The organism is Leifsonia sp. NPDC058194 (assembly GCF_042883605.1).
Classification (GTDB): domain Bacteria; phylum Actinomycetota; class Actinomycetes; order Actinomycetales; family Microbacteriaceae; genus Leifsonia.
The window spans coordinates 1,309,246-1,326,092 of the sequence record NZ_JBHVVL010000001.1; the positions used below are offsets into that span (position 1 = coordinate 1,309,246).

Annotated in this window: 13 protein-coding genes; 5 read left to right on the top strand and 8 right to left on the bottom strand. The window is 72.1% G+C overall.

The window, feature by feature from the left end; translation table 11 throughout:
• The first annotated feature begins 66 nt into the window (after nt 1-66).
• Nucleotides 67-579 carry a hypothetical protein gene (locus ACFVU2_RS06320; protein WP_387872214.1) on the top strand — a complete coding sequence of 171 codons (513 nt, stop codon included), beginning with the start codon at nt 67-69 and terminating at the stop codon, nt 577-579.
• Nucleotides 580-607: 28 nt separating this feature from the next.
• Here the strand turns inward: ACFVU2_RS06320 and ACFVU2_RS06325 are convergent, their stop codons facing one another.
• Entirely contained in the window at nt 608-1,285 is a 678-nt protein-coding gene (locus ACFVU2_RS06325; RefSeq protein ID WP_387872216.1) for a GAP family protein, read from the bottom strand.
• 126 nt (nt 1,286-1,411) lie between these two features.
• Between ACFVU2_RS06325 and tdh the strand changes: the two genes are divergently transcribed.
• Complete coding sequence (tdh, locus tag ACFVU2_RS06330; RefSeq protein ID WP_387872218.1) at nt 1,412-2,455, top strand: L-threonine 3-dehydrogenase; 1,044 nt, start codon at nt 1,412-1,414, stop codon at nt 2,453-2,455.
• Nucleotides 2,455-3,645 carry a glycine C-acetyltransferase gene (locus tag ACFVU2_RS06335; protein ID WP_387872219.1) on the top strand — a complete coding sequence of 397 codons (1,191 nt, stop codon included), beginning with the start codon at nt 2,455-2,457 and terminating at the stop codon, nt 3,643-3,645. Before tdh ends, ACFVU2_RS06335 begins: the two co-directional genes overlap by 1 nt.
• Before the next feature lie 168 nt (nt 3,646-3,813).
• On the opposite strand, the gene ACFVU2_RS06340 is transcribed toward ACFVU2_RS06335, so the two are convergent.
• The 7 genes from ACFVU2_RS06340 to ACFVU2_RS06370 form a co-directional block, all read right to left on the bottom strand.
• A complete protein-coding gene (locus ACFVU2_RS06340; RefSeq protein WP_387872221.1) occupies nt 3,814-5,877 on the bottom strand; it encodes an efflux RND transporter periplasmic adaptor subunit in 2,064 nt (687 codons plus the stop codon).
• Nucleotides 5,874-6,767 carry a hypothetical protein gene (locus ACFVU2_RS06345; RefSeq protein WP_387872223.1) on the bottom strand — a complete coding sequence of 298 codons (894 nt, stop codon included), beginning with the start codon at nt 6,765-6,767 and terminating at the stop codon, nt 5,874-5,876. Before ACFVU2_RS06345 ends, ACFVU2_RS06340 begins: the two co-directional genes overlap by 4 nt.
• 37 nt (nt 6,768-6,804) lie before the next feature.
• The gene (locus ACFVU2_RS06350; protein ID WP_387872225.1) at nt 6,805-8,034 is read right to left on the bottom strand and encodes an ABC transporter permease; all 1,230 of its coding nucleotides are present in this window, start codon (nt 8,032-8,034) and stop codon (nt 6,805-6,807) included.
• A complete protein-coding gene (locus ACFVU2_RS06355) occupies nt 8,031-8,756 on the bottom strand; it encodes an ABC transporter ATP-binding protein (protein WP_387872226.1) in 726 nt (241 codons plus the stop codon). The genes ACFVU2_RS06350 and ACFVU2_RS06355 overlap by 4 nt, the downstream gene beginning before the upstream one ends.
• Entirely contained in the window at nt 8,749-10,074 is a 1,326-nt protein-coding gene (locus ACFVU2_RS06360; RefSeq protein ID WP_387872228.1) for an efflux RND transporter periplasmic adaptor subunit, read from the bottom strand. The genes ACFVU2_RS06355 and ACFVU2_RS06360 overlap by 8 nt, the downstream gene beginning before the upstream one ends.
• A 168-nt stretch (nt 10,075-10,242) precedes the next feature.
• Nucleotides 10,243-11,601, bottom strand: coding sequence for an alpha/beta hydrolase (locus tag ACFVU2_RS06365; protein WP_387872230.1), 1,359 nt, complete (start codon nt 11,599-11,601; stop codon nt 10,243-10,245).
• An 88-nt stretch (nt 11,602-11,689) separates the two neighbouring features.
• A complete protein-coding gene (locus ACFVU2_RS06370) occupies nt 11,690-12,724 on the bottom strand; it encodes a LacI family DNA-binding transcriptional regulator (RefSeq protein WP_387872231.1) in 1,035 nt (344 codons plus the stop codon).
• A gap of 141 nt (nt 12,725-12,865) precedes the next feature.
• On the opposite strand from ACFVU2_RS06370, the gene ACFVU2_RS06375 reads away from it, so the two are divergent.
• Both ACFVU2_RS06375 and ACFVU2_RS06380 read left to right on the top strand, forming a co-directional pair.
• A complete protein-coding gene (locus ACFVU2_RS06375) occupies nt 12,866-14,269 on the top strand; it encodes an MFS transporter (RefSeq protein ID WP_387872233.1) in 1,404 nt (467 codons plus the stop codon).
• Nucleotides 14,270-14,282: 13 nt separating this feature from the next.
• Nucleotides 14,283-16,751 carry a glycoside hydrolase family 3 C-terminal domain-containing protein gene (locus ACFVU2_RS06380; protein WP_387872235.1) on the top strand — a complete coding sequence of 823 codons (2,469 nt, stop codon included), beginning with the start codon at nt 14,283-14,285 and terminating at the stop codon, nt 16,749-16,751.
• Nucleotides 16,752-16,847: the final 96 nt, after the last annotated feature.

The window sequence follows — 16,847 nt, forward strand, 5'->3', positions numbered from 1 at the left end:
GTCTCCACTCGTGTCGCCGGGCGCGGCTCCTGCGATGATGCCGAGCAACTCATCGAAGGAGGATCGATGGCCGACTACCCCCGGATCGCCTCGGCCCTGACCTCGCCGGACGGATTCCTGGCGCTCGCCGACGACCGGCGCGTGTTCGGCGCGAAGAAGCAGGCGGCCGCCGCGTTCGATCTGTGGAGCAGCGCGGACGCGCGGTACGTCGGCGCCTCCCGCGCCTTCGCGACGGCGGCCGGCACCGGCACCGGGCTCGCGATCCGCGTCTACTGGGACCCATCGACGACCACGCCGCGTCTCGCCGCCATCGCGTCCGCGATCGCGACGTCGCTGCCCGACGCGCTTGCGCGCGCAGACGAGAAGGCGACCTACGACTCCCGCGACAAGAGGCAGAGCGTCTTCTTCTCGTGGCGGGGGATGAGCTCCCGGCCGCTGTCGCAGTGGTTCCGCGAGCGGTTCGGGGTGGAGGCGTGCACCACCCGGCTGGAGAGCCTCGCCGACCTGACGCAGGACGTGGCCGTCGTCGCCTCCGCCGGTGGCGTCGACCACCTCTGGACGCTGACCGCGCCGGCCTGACCGCGGCCCGACGCGACAGGCCGACGGATCAGGCGAACGCGTTCGAGATCAGGATCGCGCCGAAGAACAGCAGCACGATGGCCGAGATGGTGGCCGTGTTGCGGATCAGCCAGCGCCGCACCTCGCCGAGTGCGGGGCGGGCGCGCTCGCCGCCGAACAGGACGGCCGCGGGCGGCAGCGCGACGGTGACGCAGGCGAGCACGCCGAACACGGCGACGGCCGCCACCGACGGCCCCCAGCCGGTGAGGCTGCTGCCGATCACGAGCCCGGCGCCTGCGCCGAACGCGAGCTCCTTCGGGTTCGCGACCGAGAGCAGGAAGCCCAGCCCGAACGCGCGCGGGCCCGACAGCGACTCGAGCGACGCCATCCAGCGCGGCGGCTTCTCGGCGTCGTCGCCGCGAGGCCGCTTGGCCCACTTGAGCACTCCGAGCACCATGAGCACCAGGCCGAGGAGCAGGCGCGCCCAGCCGACGCCGGCGGAGGCGTCGCCGCCGCCGACCTCGGCGAGGTACTCCGCGAGCGCGGTCACCACGCCGACCACGGCGAGCACGCCGAGCAGCCGGCCGGCGAGCAGGGCGAACCCCCGTGCGGCGCCGTGCGGCGAGAGCGGCACGACGACCCCGGCGACGAGGGGCAGCGGGCTGAGGGCGATACCGAGGGCGAGGGGAAGGACCTCGGCGAGCACCGGCAGCAGCGAGGTCGTCATATCGAGAATCTAGCGGTCCCAGCGCGTAGGCTGGATGGCGGTCCGAGCGGACGCTCACGAGGCGTGCACCCGGGCCGTTGCGATGACGCACACTTCACACCTGCGCACCCCACGAGGACGGCGACGATGAAAGCCCTGTACAAGAGCGAGGCCGGACCAGGCCTCGAGTTCCGCGACCTCCCCGAGCCCGAGGCCGGGCCGGAGGATGTGAAGATCCGCGTGCTCCGCACCGGCATCTGCGGCACCGACCTCCACATCCAGCGCTGGGACGACTGGGCCGCCTCCGCGGTGGCCGCCCCGCTGGTGCCGGGTCACGAGTTCTTCGGCGAGGTGGTCGAAGTCGGGCCGCTCGTCCGCGATGTCGCCGTCGGCGACCTGGTGTCGGGCGAGGGGCACATCGTCTGCGGCACCTGCCGCAACTGCCGCGCCGGCCGTCGTCAGATGTGCATCCGTACGCAGGGCGTCGGTGTGCAGCGGGATGGGGCGTTCGCCGAGTTCCTCGTGCTGCCGGCCACGAACGTGTGGGTCCACCACAGCGCGATCGAGCCCGAGGTCGGCGCGCTGTTCGATCCGCTCGGCAACGCCGTGCACACCGCGCTGGCGTTCCCGGTCGTCGGGGAGGACGTGCTGGTCACCGGCTGCGGCCCGATCGGGTTGATGGCCATCGCCGTCGCCCGCCACGTCGGGGCACGTTTCATCGTCGGCACCGACGTGAGCGCGCAGCGGCTCGCCCTGGCGCACGGGATGGGCGCCGACTTCACCGTGGACGTGTCGCAGTACGACATCCGCGAGGCGCAGCAGGCGCTCGGGATGCGCGAGGGCTTCGACGTCGGTTTCGAGATGAGCGGGGCGCCGACCGCTCTCCCCCAGATGATCGAGAACATGAACCACGGCGGCCGGATCGCGATGCTCGGCCTGCCGTCCCAGTCGATCGCCGTCGACTGGGGCATCGTCGTCACCCACATGCTCACCCTGAAGGGCATCTACGGGCGCGAGATGTTCGAGACCTGGAACGCGATGGGTGCGATGCTGCAGACCTCCGCCGCGCTCCACGACGCGATCGCCTCGATCGTGTCCGACCGCTTCCCCGCCCGGGACTGGGAGCAGGGATTCGCCGCCGCGGCGTCGGCCGGCGGCGGCAAGGTCATCCTCGACTGGACGGAGCTCTGATGTACGGAACGTTCCGCGACCACCTGGCCGCGCAGCTCGACGAGATCGAGGCGGCGGGCCTCACGAAGCGCGAGCGCAGCATCCACGGCCCGCAGTCGGCGCAGATCGTCGCCGACGGCGCCGAGGTGCTCAACTTCTGCGCCAACAACTATCTGGGTCTCGCCGACCATCCGGCGCTGCGGGATGCGGCCAAGACCGCCCTGGACGACTGGGGCTACGGGATGGCCAGCGTGCGCTTCATCTGCGGCACGCAGGAGCAGCACCTGGAGCTGGAGCAGCGGGTGTCGCGGTTCCTCGGCACTGAGGCGACCATCCTCTTCTCCTCGTGCTTCGACGCCAACGGCGGGGTCTTCGAGACCCTGTTCGGCGCTGAGGACGCGATCGTGTCCGACGCCCTCAACCACGCCTCGATCATCGACGGCGTGCGGCTGTCGAAGGCGCAGCGGTTCCGCTACCGCAACCGGGACATGGACGACCTGCGCGTCCAGCTCGAGGCCGCGCGCGAGGCGGGCGCCCGGTTCACCGTGATCGTCACGGACGGGGTCTTCTCCATGGACGGGTACATCGCGCCCCTGCGGGAGATCTGCGACCTGGCCGACGAGTACGGCGCACTCGTCTTCGTCGACGACTCGCACGCCGTCGGCTTCGTCGGCGAGCACGGGCGCGGCACCCCGGAGTTCTGCGGCGTCGCCGATCGCGTCGACATCTACACGGGGACCTTCGGCAAGGCGCTGGGCGGGGCATCTGGGGGCTACGTCTCCTCGCGCCGCGAGATCGTCGACCTGCTGCGCCAGCGCTCGCGCCCCTACCTGTTCTCGAACACGATCGCTCCCTCGATCGTCGCCGGCACCCTCGCGGCGCTGGATCTGCTCGAGGGCTCGGACGACCTGCGTGCGCGACTGGTCGCCAATGCGCGGCTGTTCCGCGAGTTGATGACCGAGGCGGGGTTCGACCTTCTGCCGGGGGAGCATCCCATCGTGCCGGTCATGTTCCACGACGCCGCGCTCACCGCGCGCATCGCCGACGAGATGCAGAAGCACGGCGTCTACGTAACCGCGTTCTCGTTCCCGGTCGTCCCGCGCGGGGAGGCCCGCATCCGCGTGCAGCTGTCGGCGGCGCACACGGACGACGAGATCCGCCGCTGCGTGGCCGCGTTCGCCGCGGCACGGGAGGCGGTCGCGGCCGTCTGACCCCGCCCCGCGGCGCCCGCCCGGCGCGACTGCGCCGTCCCGGGACGTTTGCGGTCACTCGCGCGACCGCAGTTGTCCCGCGGAGCGGCACTCGGGACCGCAGACGTCCGGCGGACGCGCAGCCGGGACGGACGCGAGCCCTCCTCGCGTCCGCCCGTGCGCTCCCGGTCAGCCGCGGCTGGGAGCGCCTCCGGTGAAGCCGGCCGGAGGGCCGCCCTGTCCGCCCGGGAATCCGGAGGTGCCCGACTGGCCGCCCAGGCCGCTGAGCCCTCCGGAGGTGCTGGACGAGTTCGAGCTGTCGCCCGTGGTCGTCGAGGAGAGGTCGGCGAGGATGACCTCCGTGCCGACGCTCAGGCCCGTGGCGATCTCCGTGCGGTCGGAGCCCTTCGCCCCGACGGTGACCGACGTCGCGACCGCCTTGCCGTCCTTCAGCACGTCGACCGTGTACTTCGTGCGGTCGCGGTGGAGGGCGGACGTCGGCACGGTGAGCACGTCGCCCGTCTCCGCGATGGTGACGACCGCGCTGGCGCTGGCGCCGTTGAGGAGGTCGGCCTCGGTGTCCGTGATCGCGGTGGTGACGGTGTAGCTGGGGGTCGTGGAATCGGTCGCCGTGTCGACGACGCCGATCGAGCTGATCGTGCCGGCGAGCGCCGTGGTGCCGCCCGCGACCGTGACGGCGACCGCCTGGCCGACCTTCAGCGTGGTGACGGTGCTGAGGCCGACGGAGGAGTCGACGACGAACCCGTTCGTGCCGATCACCGAGATGACCGCGGTGGTCGACCCGGCCGAGACGGAGTCGCCGGTGGCGAGCGAGACGGCTGCGACCGTGCCGGCGACCGGACTCGTGAGGGTGGCCAGGGCCACCTTGCTCTGAGCCAGCGCGAGCGCGGCTTTCGCGGCCTCGATCGCGGCGTTGTCGGCGACGATGGTCGCGGCCGATGCGACCTGGGCCGTGCCGGAGCCGGCAGCCGAGCCGGCGGCACCGCCCGTTCCGGAGGCGCTGCCGCCGGTGGACCCGGTCGCTCCGCTGCCAGTCGATCCGCTGCCGGTCGATCCGCCTGTGGTTCCGGAGCCGCTGCCCGTCGAACCGGAGCCGGACTCCGAACCGCTGCCCGAGCCCGTTCCGGTGGTGGAGCTCGCGAGAACCTTCTGCAGGGCGGCGACCGCCTCGTCCAGTTTCGTGGCCAGCGGCGTGACGGCGTTCTGCGCGTCGCTGGTCTTCTGCTGGCTGGTCAGCGCCGCGGTGATCGCGGTCTGGCAGGAGGCCAGGGCGTCCTTCGCGGCCTGCAGCTGGTCCGCGGCGGTGGACCCGGTGGTGCCGGTGGACCCGGAGGTGCCGGAACCCGAGGTGTCGGAGCCATCGGTCGCGGTGCCGGTGCCGTCGGTGCCCGTGCCGTCGGTGCCGGAGCCATCGATGTCGGAGCCATCGATGTCGGAGCCATCGGTGCTGGTCCCGTCGGTGCTGGTCCCCTCGGTCCCCGTCCCCGAGCCTGTCCCGTCGTCGAGTGCGGCCTCCAGGAACGGCTGGCACGTGGTCGAACTCGTCGCGACGAGGCTGTTCGTGTCGCCGAGCGCGGTGGAGGCGGCGGTGAGCTGAGCGAGCAGCTTCGACTGCGCGTCGGTGACGGCGGCGATCGCGGCCGCGGTCTCTGCGGACGCGCCCGACGAGGACCCACTGCCCGAGCCGCTCCCGGTGCTCGGCACGGATGCGGTGGAGCCCGTGGAGGCCGTCGTCGTGCCCGAACCGCCCGACGATGTCGTCGATCCAGAACCGGCCGAATCGGATGCTGTGGAGGTCGATGCCGACGAGCTCGACGCAGTGGACGTCGTGCCCGATTGCGAGGCGAGGTCGGTCGCGAGGGTCTCCTCGGCGTTCGTCACCGCCTGCTCGGCGGAGGTGACCGCCGCCTCCAGGTCGGTGGTGTCGAGGGTCGCCAGCGTCTGCCCGGCGGTCACGGTGTCGCCGATCGCGACCGGGACGCCGCTGACGGTGCCGGCGACCTGGAACGCCAGGTCGCGTCGGGTCGCCGAGGCGACCGTGCCGGTGAGTGTGGTCGTCTGGGTGACCGACGCCTTCGCGGCGACGGCGGTGCGGTAGTTCGCGCCGCCGGTCCCGGACGCCGCCCAGGCCACGCCGCCGCCGACCGCGCAGAGCGCGAGCGTCGCCACCGAGGCGATCACGACGGTGCGGCGCCGGCGCCGGACGGCCGGGCGCTTCGTGGCGGGGCTCATGCGCCGTCGCCGTTCGAGCCGGTCCCGCTGCCGGAGCCGCTCTGACCCGAACCGCCCGCGCCGCCGGGGCCCCCCTGGCCGCCGCCCGGTCCGGCCTGCGTGCATCCTTCGGTGCCCTTGTCCGAGACGACCAGGGCCGTGGCCGCGTAGCCTCCCGAGGAGTCGGAGGTCCCCGTCGCCATCACGCAGCGACCGGTCGTCAGGGCGTCCGCGGTGGCCGTCTGCGTGGTGGTGAAGGTGGTGCTGTCGTCGACCGTGACCTTCTCGGTGGAGGTCGTGCCGTCCTGCGCGGTCGCGGTCACGGTGATGGTGGAGCCGTCGACCGCTGTCACGAGCCCGGAGGTCATCCCGCCGAACCCGCCGCCTGTACCACCGGAGCCGCCGGGTGCTCCGGTGGGCGCATCGGTCGGGCGCTGGCCCGAGCCTTCGCCGCCGCCGCTGGGAGCGCCCGTGGGCGGGGTTCCTCCCCCTCCGCCCATGCCGCCGAAGCCGCCGGCCGTGCACGCGCCGTCGACGGCCGCGCTGATGGAGACCGAGGTCGCCGCTGTCGATGCCGACACGGTCGAGGAGGTGCCGGATCCGCCGGTGAACGCGCTGATGCACGATCCGGCGGAGATGTCGGTGAGCGCGGCGGTCACGCGCTGGGTGATGGTGGTCGTGTCGCTGTAGGTGACGGCGGTCTGCTCGCTCGCCGACTGCACCTGGAGGGTGGTTCCGTCGACGGCGGCGATCTCGCCGGTCACCCCGCCTCCGCCCTGCTGTCCCTGTTGCTGCGGGGCGGCGGTGCTGGAGGAGGTGCTCGCGGTGGCCGCGGCGCAGCCGGTGAGCGCGAGTGCGCCGAAGCCGAGTGCGGCGATCACCGCGGCGGCTCTGCGGGTGGGTGTCTTCATCGTGGTTCTCCTTGCGGGGTCGGAAAGGGAGGGGCGCTCACTCGGAGCGGAGCGCATCGATCGGGGCGAGGCGCGCGGCGCGCGCGGCCGGGTAGACGCCGAACACCAGGCCGATGGCGAGGGAGACGGCGATGGAGAGGACGAGCGCGACGGGGGAGATGACCACCGAGCTGCCGATCAGCACGGGCAGCACGAGCGCCGCCGCGACGCCCAGCACCGAGCCGAGCACACCTCCCGTGAGGCCGAGGATGGCGGCCTCCACCAGGAACTGGGTGCGGATCGCCGCCGGCGGTGCGCCGATCGCCTTGCGCAGGCCGATCTCGCGGGTGCGCTCGGTGACGGAGACGAGCATGATGTTCATCACCCCGATGCCGCCGACGAGCAGGGACAGCGCCGCGATCCCGGTGAGGAGCACGGTCAGCGTCTGGTAGACCGAGGTCGCCGTGCTGACGAGCGCATCCTGGCTGCTGATGGTGAAGTCGGCGTCGTCGGAGGTGGTGATGGCGTGCGCGTTGAGGAGGACGGACTGCGCCTCCTGATAGGCCGCGCTCAGCCGGTCGGCGTCCGCTGCCTGGATGTAGATCGTCGAGACGCTGGAGGTGTTCGTCCCGATCACGTCGTCGGCGGCTGTCGTCATCGGCACGATCGCGATGTCGTCGAGGTTGCTCGACGTGTCCGAGCCGGCGGACGCGAGCACGCCGATGACGCTGTAGGTCGTGCTGCCGATGGTGACCGACTGTCCGACCACGTTCTCGGAGCCGAACAGCTCCTGCGCGGTCTCGGAGCCGAGCACCACGACCCGCGCGCCCGAGGACTGCTGAGCAGCCGTGAAGAAGGCGCCGCGGGCGACCGTCCGCGAGCGCACCTCCAGCCACGAGTTCGTCACGCCGGTGACCGTCGTCGTCCAGTTCGTGTCGCCGTAGACGAGGGAGGTCTGAGTGGACTTCTCGGCAGCGACGCCCGCGATGTCGGGGGCGTTCACCTTCGACGACAGGGCGGTGGCGTCCGAGAGGGTCAAGGTGGTGCCGGAGCCGAAGCCGCCGCGCACCCCGCTGGAGTCGGTGCTGCTGCCGGGGGAGACGATGAGGAGGTTGCTGCCGAGGGCGCTGATCTGCGCGCTGACGTCCTTCTGCGTGCCCAGGCCGAGGCCGACGGTGAGGATGACCGCGGCGATCCCGATCAGGATGCCGAGCACGGTCAGCACCGAGCGCAGGGTGTGGGCGCGGATGGCCGACCAGCTGGTGTGGAGGGTCTCGTTCCAGTTCATGCCGCATTCACCTCGTCGCGGAGGATCTGCCCGTCGCGCACCCGGACGATGCGACGGGCGCGCTCGGCGACCTCCAGCTCGTGGGTGATCAGCACGATCGTGCGGCCGGCCTCGTGGAGTTCGTCGAAGAGGGCGAGCACGTCTTCCGTCGAGACGGAGTCGAGGTTGCCCGTCGGCTCGTCCGCCAGGATCAGGGTCGGCTCGCCGACGAGGGCACGGGCGACCGCGACGCGCTGCTGCTGGCCGCCGGAGAGCTCGCCCGGCCGGTTCTGCAGGCGGTCGCCGAGACCGACGCGTTCGAGCGAGGCCCGCGAACGTTCGCGGCGCTCCTCGGCCGGCACCCCGGCGTACACCAGGGGCAGCTCGACGTTCTTCTGTGCCGAGAGGGAGGGGAGGAGGTTGAACTGCTGGAAGACGAAGCCGATGCGCTGGTTGCGGATGGCCGCGAGCTCGGTCTCGTCGAGGTCCTCGACATCCTGCCCGCCCAGCCGGTACGCGCCCTCGGAGAGCACGTCGAGGCAGCCGAGCACGTTCATGATGGTCGACTTGCCCGAACCGGACGGGCCCATGACGGCGACGTACTCGCCTTCGTGGATGAGCAGGTCGATGCCGCGGAGGGCCTCGAACTCGATGCTCCCGCTGCGGTACATCTTGCGGGCGCCGGTGAGCTCGATGACCGGGTGGTCGGTGACGGGATGCTCGATGACGGCGGGCTCAGCCATTGCGGCTCCCCCCGTTCCCGGTCTGGCCCGTCTGGCCGCTCGGGCCGCCGCCGGGGAACTGGCCGCCTTCGCCGCCGCCCGTGAAGCCCTCGCCGCCGCCGGGGAACTGCCCCTGCTGGCCGGTCTGGCCGCCGGTGGTCCCGCTGCCGCCGGAGTTCGAACCGGAACCCGGGGTGAACACGGTGACGAGCACCGAGTCGCCCTCGCTGAGGCCCTTGGTGATCTCCGTGACGGTGCCGGAGGTCTCGCCCACCGTCACCGCGGTCGTCACGTTCGCGCCGTCGACGACCTTGGTGACCGTCGACTTCCCGTTCGCCGTCGTGATCGCAGCGCTCGGGACGGTGAGGACGTCGGTGCGGCGCTCGTAGACGATGTCGGCGGTGACGCTCACGCCGTCGTAGAGGTTCTCGGGCGAGCCGGTCACCGAGACGACGACAGGGTAGGCGGCGCTGCCGGAGGTGGTGGAGGGCAGCTGGCCGATGGACTTCACCGTGCCGAAGAAGGAGGCGTTGTCGGTCGTGGAGAGCTCCACCTGGTCGTTCTTGGCGATCGATGCGAGGTCGGACGCGCTCACGGTGAGGTCGACCTCCCACGAGCCGGTGCCGACGATGGTGAACTGTGCGGTGCTGCTGGACGTGCTGCCCGATCCGCTCCCGGTCGATCCGGTGCCGCCGGCCCCGCCGGTGCCGCCCGAGCTCGCGCCGGAGCCCGATGCGCTCGAGCCGGACCCGCTCGAACTGCCCGAGGTGCCGGTCACGGCGTCCCCGACCGCGACGTTCACGGCGGTCACCAGACCCGCGACGGGCGCGACCAGGGTCGTCCCGTCGAGCGCCGTCTGCGCGGAGTCGACCGACGACTGGGCGGAGGCGACCTGCGCCTGGGCCGCGGCGATGGCCGCTTCGTCGGCGGTGCTGCCGCTGGAGGAGTCCTCGGCGTCGGAGAGCTTCGCCTGCGCCGATGCCAGGTCGGACTTGGCCTGCAGGAGGGTCGCGTTCGCCGAGACGGTGTCGACCGTGGCGAGCACGTCGCCGGCGGCGACCGTCGCACCCGCGGTGACGTTCACCGCGGTGACGGTGCCCGAGGGCACGAAGTCGACGTCCTCCGAGACCGTGGGGCTCAGAGTGCCGGTGGCGCTGACCGTCTTCTGCAGGGTCTGGGTGCTCGCCTGCACCGTCCGGGTGACCGGCTGCGAGGCGGTCGCCTGTGCCGGGAGGGCGAAGCCGAACCAGTAGACCGCCCCACCCCCGACGACCGCGACCACGACGGCCGCCGTGATGATCCAGGTGCGCGGCCTGATCCGCGCGAGAGTCCGCTTCATTCGGGTGATTCCTTCCGTGACGCCCGCCCGATGGGGCAGCTGCGAGCGTAGGAAGGGGGTTTATGCGCGCCCGTTCAGCGGCCTATGCGCTTCCTGAACATCCCTTCAGGACTCACGGCACACGTGTGAGAAGGCGAGAAGTCGCGGGAGAAGAGGCGAGACGGCGGACTATTCGACCACTCGGCGTCGCGTGAAGAAGAGCAGCAGCTGCGCACTGAGGAACACGGCGAGCACCGAGAGATCGGCGATGGCGACCGTGCCGGCCACCGCTGCCACCTGGGTCACGCCGCAGGAGCGGTTCGGCTGGTCGTCCTGGCAGAGGAAGCGGTCGCCGGAGGTGATCGCTCCCGACTCCAGCCAGAGCGGGATGAGCTGGTTGTAGGCGGTCGCGAGACCCTTGGTGAGCGTCGGCCCCGAGTGGCCCTCGCCGGGCACCGCCCAGTAGGTGACCTTCCATCCGGCCTTCTCCGCGGCCGTCGCGGTGTCCTCGACCTGCTGGCGGAAGTGCGGGTCCTCCGCACCGGCGACGAAGATCCCGCGCATCGGATGATCGGCGTAGTCGGTCGAGGCCAGGACGTTGGCCGGCCAGTACTTCTCGTACTCGGCCTCGTCGTCGTCGTAGTACTTGGCGCGGGTGCGGTCCGAGCGGTACTCGCCGGGCTTGTCGGGGCCGGAGATGTCGATCACGTTGGCCCAGAGGTCCGGGCGCTTGGCCCCGAGGTAGGCCGCGCATTCGCCGCCGTGCGAGAAGCCGGCGACGGCCCAGTCATCGCGATCGTGGGAGACCGGGAGCTCCGATCTCACCCAGTCGGGCACATCCTGGGCCAGGAAGGTCTCCAGCTGCCCGGCGGACGTGTTGCTGCAGGGCGGATTCTTGTCGATCGCCCCGATCTGGTCGACGACCAGCACGAAGGGGGCGTCGTCGAGACGCTGGGTGCCGAGCGAGTGCAGGGCGTCGAGGGTGGCTCCCAGGGTCGGGTTGCCCGGCTGGCCCATCATCATGATGACGATCGGCCGGGTGCTGGACGGGTCGCGGATCCACCCCGACGGCACGAACAGGTGCGCGTCGCGTGAGGAGAACCCGGAGGCCGTCGGCGGGATGTGCACCGCCATCTGGTAGCCCTCGGCGAGGGTCGTCTCGGTGACGGGGATGTGGCGTCCGGCGACGGTCACGGTCGCGAACGCGGGCGCCGCGGCGAGCACGGCGATGCCGGCCGTCAGCAGGCCGGCGACGGCCGCCAGCGCGACGGCGACCGCGCGCAGGCGCCTGCTCTGGATGGCGTCGCCCAGCGCGAGCGGGAAGAGGGATGCCGCGAGTCCGATGGCGAACCAGCCGAGGCCGCCGAGGTCGGGGCGCGGAGCGAAGACCGACAGAAGGAACACGGCGACCAGCGCGACGACCTGCGTGGTGATGACGGCGACGACCGTCGGGAGCGCACGGAAGCGCCAGGCGCGCCGGACGAAGCGCCAGGCCGGGTAGGCGCAGACGATCGCGAGCGCCAGGCTGAGCCAGGCGAGAGTCCCCATCCCTCCACCATAGGTGCACGTCGATGCGTGGCCCGGCGCAGACGGGAGGCGTGGGGTGAAAACTCGCCCGAAGCGGGTGAGAGTCGGTTCAGGCCGACGGGGCTGCGGTCGGCGCGGCGGTCGACTCGCGGGGGATCACCTTCACGCCGGGAGCATCCACCCGCTCGACGCGGCCGCCCGAGCGCATGGTCGCGTAGGCCTCGACGAGATCGGCGGCGAGTTCGTCGGCGTCGAACGCGACCGTCGTCAGGCGCGGGATGAAGTCCGCCGATGCCGCGTGGTCGTCGGCGCCGATCACCGAGAGGTCGCCGGGGACGCTCAGCCCGGCATCGGTGAGCGCGCGGATCGCGGCGATGGCGAGGCCGTCGTGCGCGGCGGCGACGCCGGTCGGCGCCGCCGTGTCGTAGCGCAGGCCGCGGGCCCAGTCGCGCACGGTCGCGGCCGAGCTGGCCGCGTGGGTCACGGTGAGCTGCGCGCCGGCGGCGTCGGCGGCCTCCCGTGCTCCCGCGAGCCGCTCGTCGGCCATCGTGGAGGAGGCGGTCGGCATCAGGAAGACGATGCGGCGGTGGCCGAGCGCGACGAGGTGCTCGACGGCGGCGGTGCCGAAGGGTCGTTGCGGGATGACGAGGGTCGGCGCGTAGGGCACCGGGGCCTCCCCGTGCACGATCAGCGCCCGGACCCCCGCGAGGCGCAGCACCTCGGTGGCCTCGGCGTCGCAGCGCGCGGCCTCGGCGAGCACGGCCTCCGGGCGCAGCTTCGCCCAGAGCTGCGCGGCCTCGGCGCCGGTGGCGGAGACGTCGGCGTGCCGGAGGGCGTCCGTCCCGTCGTCGACCGTGCGCGTCAGGAGCAGCTGCAGCGTGCGCTCGACGGTCGCGCCGTGGTCGGCGGCGGAGGCGGCGACGACGAGCCCGGCGACGGCCTCGCCGCTCGCGAGGGAGCGCGCCGTCGTGTTGGGCGTGTAGCCGAGCAGGCGGGCGGCCTCGAGCACGCGGTGGCGGGTGTCGTCGGAGACGCGCGAGTTCGGCTTGTCGTTCAGGACGAACGAGACGGTCGCGCGCGAGACCCCGGCGGCGAGGGCCACGTCGGCGCTCGTCGGCGCTTTGACGACCTGGGGTGTGAACATGCTGGGTTCAGTCTAGATCCGGGTCGAATGCAGGTTACGCGTGTAATCAAAACCGAGCGATGGGTTGTATTTGGGGTCGTCGGTGGCTTATGGTTACGCGTGTTAGCACGCAAAGAGGCCTGCTTCTGAAAGGACATCCCCGTGACACCGACGTCTGACGATCTCCCCGAGGGCCCCCGCCCGGTCCAGCCGACCGTGCCCTCCAACCTCACCGGCGTTCCGGACAGCGCCGCACTCGGCTCGACGCTCACCACCGCCGGCTCGCCCTTCTCCGCCGCCCCGACGACGGCGACCTCGGCCCAGCGCCCCGACAAGGTGAAGGTGCGCGGCAAGCTGCTCAAGCTGATGCTGTCGATGTCGATCGCCAACCTCGCGATCTTCAGCATCTGGGGCGCGGTCCCGGGCATCCTCCTTCCGTTGCAGGTCCAGGGGATCGTCGGGGACGACCCGACGGCCAAGGCCGGCGCTCTCGGCATCATCGCCACGATCGGAGCCTTCGCGGCGATGGTCGCGCAGCCGCTGGCCGGAACGATCTCCGACCGCACGCGCAGCCGGTTCGGCCGCCGCGCACCGTGGATGGTCGCGGGCACCCTGATCGGCGGCCTCGCCCTCCTCGGGATGGGCGCCGCGAACTCCCTGGTCCAGATCACGATCGCCTGGGTCATCGTCCAGGTCGCCTACAACTTCGCGCAGGGCCCGCTGAGCGCCATCCTCCCGGACCGCGTCCCGAGCGCCGTGCGAGGCACCTTCGCCGCCCTCAGCGGCCTCGGCCTGATGCTCGGCGCCCTCGGCGGGCAGATCGCCGGCGCCGCGTTCGCGAGCGCCATCCCGGCCGGCTACCTGGTCTTCGCCGGTGTCGCCCTGATCGTGATCGTGCTCTTCGTCGTGCTGAACCCGGACAAGTCGAACAAGGGCGAGCCGAAGGCGCCCTTCAACTTCGTGGCGTTCGCGAAGACGTTCTGGGTCAGCCCGATCAAGCACCCCGACTTCTTCTGGGGCTTCCTGGGCCGGCTGCTGCTCTTCGCCGGGTACTTCATGGTCACCGGATACCAGCTGTTCATCCTGCAGGACTACATCGGCCTCAAGGGCGGCGCGGTCGCGATCGTCCCGCTGCTCGGAATCCTCAGCCTCGCCGGCACGCTCATCTCGACCCTCATCGGCGGCCCGCTGTCCGACAAGCTCGGGCGACGCAAGCCGGTGGTCATCGTGGCCGGCATCATCCTGGCGATCTCGCTCCTGTTCCCGCTGGTCATGCCGACCGTCACCGGCATGATGATCTTCTCGTTCGTCGCGGGTCTCGGCTTCGGCGCCTACCAGTCGGTCGACACCGCCCTGATGAGCGAGGTCCTGCCGTCGCAGAACGACTTCGCCAAGGACCTCGGCGTGCTCAACATCGCAGCCACCTTGCCGCAGACCCTGGCCCCCGGGCTGGCCGGCCTCATCGTCGTCCTCGCCGGTGGCGCCTACACGCCCCTCTTCCCCATCGGCATCGTCATCGCGCTGCTCGGCGCGTTCGCCGTCCTCCCGATCAAGTCCGTCCGCTAGGAGCTCTCCCGTCATGACCGACACCATCACCACCGAGGACGTCATCGCCGGCCTCCTCGGCTCCCTCTCCCTCGAGCAGAAGGTGCGTCTGCTCACCGGGGCGTCCTTCTGGACGCTGCACGACGAGCCGCAGATCGGGCTCGACACGATCGTGGTCTCCGACGGCCCCGCGGGCATCCGCGGCCAGGTCTGGGACGAGCGTGACGCGTCGGCCAACCTGCCGTCGCCGACGGCGCTCGCCGCGTCGTGGGACGTCGAGCGCGTCCACCGTCTCGGCCGGCTGATCGCCGCGGAAGCCCGCCGCAAGGGCGTGGGCGTCGCGCTCGGCCCGACGGTGAACATCCAGCGCTCCCCGCGCGGAGGCCGCCACTTCGAGGCCTTCAGCGAGGACCCGTGGCTCTCCGGCGTCGTCGGCACGGCCTATGTGCAGGGCGTGCAGGCGGGCGGGGTCGGCGCGACGCCGAAGCACTTCGTCGCCAACGACAGCGAGACCGACCGCATGACCGTGGACGTGCAGGTCGACGAGCGCACGCTGCGCGAGGTCTACCTGGCGCCGTTCGAGCGGATGGTCGTCGAGGGCGGCGCCTGGCTGGTCATGTCGTCGTACAACTCCGTCAACGGCGTCACGATGACCGAGAACGAGCTGCTGCGCTCTCCCCTGAAGGAGGAGTGGGGCTTCGACGGGGTCGTCGTCTCCGACTGGATGGGCGTGCGCGATACCGTCGCAGCGGCCGTGTCGTCGCAGGACCTCGCGATGCCCGGCCCGCAGGGCGTGTGGGGCGATGCCCTGGTGGAGGCGGTGCGTGCCGGCTCCGTCGCCGAGAGCGACGTGGACGGGAAGGTGCGCCGCATCCTGCGTCTCGCCGGCCGGCTGGGCGCCCTCGACGGCGTGGAGGCGGCGACGCCGCTCGCCGAGCCGTGGCCGCAGGAGAGCGTGGACGCGCTGCTGCGCGAGGCCGCGGCCGACGGGATGGTGCTGGTGCGCAACGAGGGCGGCCTCCTGCCGCTCGACTCCACCGGTACCTCCACCGGTGCCGGCTCGATCGCGGTCGTCGGTCAGCACGCCCGGGTCGCGCGCAGCCAGGGCGGCGGTTCGGCCACCGTCTTCCCGCAGCACGTCGTCACGCCGCTCGACGGGATCGAGGAGGCCTTCGGCTCCGACCGCGTGCGCTTCGCGCCGGGCGCGAAGTCGACCGAGAGCGTGCTCCCGTTCGATTCCCGCGTCGCGGTCGACCCCGTGACTGGGGAACCGGGTGTGCACGTGCGGTTCCTCGACGCCGACGGCGGCGTCGTGCTCGACGAGCACCGGCTGTCGGGTCGGCTCACCTGGCTCGGCGACCCGGTGCTCGGCGAGACCGCCGTGGTCGAGGCGACCGCGACCTTCACCGCCCCGGAGGACGGCGAGTACGCGGTCGGCTTCGCCGGCCTCGGCCTGTTCCGCTTCGAGGTGGACGGCGAGCTCAAGAGCGACGGCCTGTTCTTCCCCGAGGGCACGGACCCGTTCATGGCGTTCCTCAACCCGCCGAAGCAGTCGTTCCCGGTCGCGCTGACGGCGGGCCAGACCGTCGAGCTGCGGCTCGAGCACCGACCGCAGATGCAGGCCGGGCTCGCCGCCGTCATGTTCACCTTCGGCTACGAGGAGCCCTTCGCCGATCCCGCCGCCGAGCTGGAGCGGGCGGTCGCGCTCGCCGCGGAGTCCGAGACCGCGATCGTCGTCGTCGGCACGACGGAGACGCTGGAGTCGGAAGGCTTCGACCGCGCCGGACTGAGCCTCCCGGACGGCCAGGACGAGCTCGTCCGGCGCGTCCTCGCGGTCAACCCGCGCACCGTCGTGGTCGTCAACTCGGGCGGCCCGGTCATCCTGCCGTGGCTCGACGAGGCGCCCGCCGTCCTGCTGACCTGGTTCCCCGGGCAGGAGATGGGCGGCGCGCTGGCGGACGTCCTGACCGGCGCCCGCGAACCCGGTGGCCGCATCCCGACCACCTGGGCCGCGAGCGAGGACGACGTGCCGGTGTGGCAGGTCGAGCCGGTCGACGGCAAGCTGTTCTACGACGAGAAGCTGAACGTCGGCTACCGCGAGTGGGTACGGCGCGAGCAGCTCGGCGGTCCGGCCCCGGCCATCCCGTTCGGGCACGGTCTCGGGTACACCGAGTGGGCGCTCGGGGAGGCCGCCGTCGAGGGCCTGACGGCGACCATCCCGGTGACCAACGTCGGCGTGCGTGCGGGCAAGCAGGTCGTGCAGGCCTACCTCTCGCGTGTCTCCGACTCCGACATCGAGCGGCCCGTGCTGTGGCTGGCCGGCTACGCCGTCGTGCACGCCGGGCCGGGGGAGGCCGTCACCGCCACGGTCACCGTCGAGCCGCGGAGCCTGCAGCACTGGTCGGTCGACGACCACGCCTGGCGCACCGAGCCGGGGACGTACGCGCTGCGTCTCGGGACGTCGGTGGCCGCGTTGGGTGCCCCGGTGGAGTTCACGGTCTAGCCGGCACCGCCACCGCCATCCCCGCCGCCATCCCCATCCGATGGTCACGACACGCCGTCTCCGCACCCGCGCAGGCGGCGTGTCGCGTCACTTGGA